The organism is Mycobacterium sp. E2462, from assembly GCF_001672685.1.
Lineage (GTDB): Bacteria > Actinomycetota > Actinomycetes > Mycobacteriales > Mycobacteriaceae > Mycobacterium.
This window is the reverse complement of record NZ_LZKC01000449.1, coordinates 1-3668: the sequence shown is the minus strand read 5'-3', so window position 1 is coordinate 3668 and position 3668 is coordinate 1. Positions and strand designations below refer to the sequence as shown.

Sequence of the window (3668 nt, the reverse complement as noted above, 5' to 3'; positions counted from 1 at the left end):
CGCGGCCGAGGCTCAGTTGCCCGACTGAGCACCCACTACTTTCCCCACCCCATGCGAACGAAGATCAAGTAGGAAGACGAAAAGCCATGGCCGAGTTGACAATCTCTGCTGACGCCATCCAGAGCGCCATCGAGGAGTACGTAGGCTCCTTCACCTCCGACACCTCCCGCGAGGAGGTGGGCACGGTCACCGAGGCCGGGGACGGCATCGCGCACGTCGAAGGCCTGCCCTCCGTCATGACCCAGGAGCTGCTCGAGTTTCCCGGCGGCGTTCTCGGCGTGGCGCTGAACCTCGACGAGCACAGCATCGGTGCGGTCATCCTGGGTGACTTCGAAAAGCTCGAGGAGGGTCAGCAGGTCAAGCGGACCGGCGAGGTCTTGTCGGTCCCGGTCGGTGACGCGTTCCTCGGACGGGTCGTCAACCCGCTGGGCGAGCCGATCGACGGCCGCGGCAACATCGAGACCGACACCCGCCGCGCCCTGGAGATTCAGGCGCCCTCGGTGGTGCAGCGCCAGAGCGTGAAAGAGCCGCTGCAGACCGGCATCAAGGCCATCGACGCGATGACCCCGATCGGCCGCGGCCAGCGGCAGCTGATCATCGGCGACCGCAAGACGGGCAAGACCGCCGTGTGCGTCGACACCATCATCAACCAGCGCCAGAACTGGGAGACCGGCGACGAGCGCAAGCAGGTGCGGTGCGTGTACGTGGCCATCGGCCAGAAGGGCACCACCATCGCCTCGGTCCGTCGCGCGCTCGAAGAGGGCGGCGCGATGGACTACACCACGATCGTGGCCGCGCCCGCGTCCGACTCCGCCGGCTTCAAATGGCTTGCGCCGTACACTGGTTCGGCGATCGCCCAGCACTGGATGTACGACGGCAAGCACGTGCTGATCGTGTTCGACGACCTGAGCAAGCAGGCCGAGGCGTACCGCGCCATCTCGCTGCTGCTGCGTCGCCCGCCGGGCCGCGAGGCCTACCCCGGTGACGTGTTCTACCTGCACTCGCGGCTCTTGGAGCGTTGCGCAAAGCTCTCCGACGAGCTCGGCGGCGGCTCGCTGACCGGCCTGCCGATCATCGAGACCAAGGCCAACGACATCTCGGCCTATATCCCCACGAACGTCATCTCGATCACCGACGGTCAGTGCTTCCTCGAGTCCGACCTGTTCAACCAGGGCGTCCGCCCGGCCATCAACGTCGGTGTCTCGGTGTCCCGCGTGGGTGGTGCCGCACAGATCAAGGCGATGAAGGAGGTGGCCGGCTCGCTGCGTCTGGACCTGTCGCAGTACCGCGAGTTGGAGTCCTTCGCCGCGTTCGCCTCCGACCTGGACGCCACGTCGAAGGCCCAGCTGGAGCGCGGTGAGCGGTTGGTGGAGTTGCTCAAGCAGCCCCAGTACCAGCCGATGCCCGTTGAGGAGCAGGTGGTTTCGATCTTCCTGGGCACCGGCGGCCACCTGGACTCGGTGCCGGTAGAGGACGTGCGGCGTTTCGAGACCGAGCTGCTCGACCACATCCGGGCGTCGGAGGAGAAGTTCCTCGCGGGCATCCGCGACAGCCAGAAGCTGTCCGAGGAGGGCGAGAAGCAGCTGACCGACATCATCAAGAACTTCAAGAAGAGCTTCGCGGCCACCGACGGTGGTTCGGTGGTGCCCGACGAGCACGCCGAGCCCCTCGAGGGCGAGGAGAAGGAGTCGGTGAAGGTCAAGAAGCAGTCCGACAAGGAAGGCGCCAAGAAGGACGGCGGCTCCGGCAAAGACAGCGTTTCCAAGGACAGCGGCTCGGACCAGGGCGGCTCGGAGAAGAAAAAGAAGTAGCGACCAATGGCTGCCACACTTCGCGAATTGCGCGGTCGGATCCGCTCCGCCGGCTCGATCAAAAAGATCACCAAGGCCCAGGAGCTGATCGCGACCTCGCGGATCGGAAAGGCGCAGGCTCGTCTCGAAGCCGCGCGCCCGTACTCCGAAGAGATCACCCGCATGCTCACCACCCTGTCCGGCGAGGCCGCGCTGGATCATCCGCTGCTCGTCGAGCGGGATGACCCGAAGCGGGCCGGCGTGCTGGTGGTGTCCTCCGACCGGGGACTGTGCGGTGCCTACAACTCCAGCGTCTTCCGCCGCTCGGAGGAGCTGTTCGCGAAGCTGCGTGAGGAAGGCAAGACGCCGGTCCTGTACGTGGTGGGCCGAAAGGCGCAGAACTACTACTCGTTCCGGAACTGGGACATCACCGAATCCTGGACTGGTTTCTCCGAGCAACCCAGCTACGAGAACGCGTCGGAGGTGGCGTCGACCCTGGTCGATGCCTTCATGACCGGCAGCGGCGCCGACATCGACGACGACCAGTCCGGCTCCGGCGAGGGCGTGGACGAGCTGCACATCGTCTACACCCAGTTCAAGTCGATGCTCTCGCAGTCGACCGACGCGCGACGGGTGGCGCCGATGGTCACCGAGTACGTCGAGGACACCGACGATCTGCACACCCTGTACTCCTTCGAGCCCAGTGCGTCGGAGCTTTTCGACGCGCTGCTGCCGCGGTACGTGACCACCCGCGTGTACGCCGCGTTGCTCGATTCCGCCGCCTCGGAATTGGCGTCGCGACAGCGGGCGATGAAGTCGGCCACCGACAACGCGGACGACCTGATCAAAGAGCTGACGCTGATGGCGAACCGCGAGCGACAGGCCCAGATCACCCAAGAGATCAGCGAAATCGTCGGTGGCGCAAACGCGCTCGCCGACGCCGACGCCCGGTAGCGCAAAGGAAGCGAAGAAAATTATGGCTGCCACAACTGACACCGCCGACAAGACCGAGAACGCCCAGGACACCGACACCAAGGGCCGCGTGGTACGCATCGCCGGCCCCGTCGTCGACGTGGAATTCCCGCGCGGCTCGGTGCCGGACCTGTTCAACGCCTTGAACGCCGAGGTCTCCTACGAGGAGCTGAAGAAGACGCTGACCCTCGAGGTGGCGCAGCACCTGGGCGACAACCTGGTTCGCGCCATCTCGCTGCAGCCCACCGATGGCCTGGTGCGGGGCGTCGCGGTCACCGACAGCGGCAACCCCATCTCGGTGCCCGTGGGCGAGGGCGTGAAGGGTCACGTCTTCAACGCGCTGGGCGACTGCCTGGACAAGGACGGCTACGGCGAGGACTTCGACCACTGGTCGATCCACCGCAAGCCGCCGAAGTTCGAGGACCTCGAGCCCCGCACCGAGATGCTGGAGACCGGCCTGAAGGTCGTCGACCTGCTCACCCCCTACGTGCGTGGTGGCAAGATCGCGTTGTTCGGTGGTGCCGGCGTGGGCAAGACGGTGCTCATCCAGGAGATGATCAACCGTATCGCCCGAAACTTCGGTGGTACCTCGGTGTTCGCCGGGGTGGGGGAGCGCACCCGCGAGGGTAACGACCTGTGGGTCGAGCTCAAGGAAGCCGACGTGCTCAAGGACACCGCGTTGGTGTTCGGTCAGATGGACGAGCCGCCCGGCACCCGTATGCGGGTGGCGCTGTCCGCGTTGACCATGGCCGAGTGGTTCCGCGACGAGGCGGGCCAGGACGTGTTGTTGTTCATCGACAACATCTTCCGGTTCACCCAGGCCGGTTCCGAGGTGTCGACGCTGCTGGGTCGCATGCCGTCGGCGGTGGGTTACCAGCCCACCCTGGCCGACGAGATGGGCGAGCT

3 protein-coding genes are annotated in these 3668 nt (G+C 65.9%); all 3 read left to right on the top strand.

Annotated elements, in window-relative coordinates:
- The first annotated feature begins 86 nt into the window (after window positions 1–86).
- Complete coding sequence (atpA, locus tag A5714_RS23310; RefSeq protein WP_068289374.1) at window positions 87–1811, top strand: F0F1 ATP synthase subunit alpha; 1725 nt, start codon at window positions 87–89, stop codon at window positions 1809–1811.
- Window positions 1812–1817: 6 nt separating this feature from the next.
- Window positions 1818–2744, top strand: a complete 927-nt coding sequence (locus A5714_RS23305) for a F0F1 ATP synthase subunit gamma (protein ID WP_068073121.1) — start codon at window positions 1818–1820, stop codon at window positions 2742–2744.
- A gap of 22 nt (window positions 2745–2766) precedes the next feature.
- A partial coding sequence (gene atpD, locus A5714_RS23300; protein WP_068289370.1) for a F0F1 ATP synthase subunit beta occupies window positions 2767–3668 on the top strand: 902 nt, incomplete at its 3' end.

What these genes read in the sequence shown, in the direction of transcription:
- atpA (WP_068289374.1), top strand. Translation starts at nt 87, where the DNA reads ATGGCCGAGTTGACAATCTCTGCTGACGCCATCCAGAGCGCCATCGAG.
- A5714_RS23305 (WP_068073121.1), top strand. Translation starts at nt 1,818, where the DNA reads ATGGCTGCCACACTTCGCGAATTGCGCGGTCGGATCCGCTCCGCCGGC.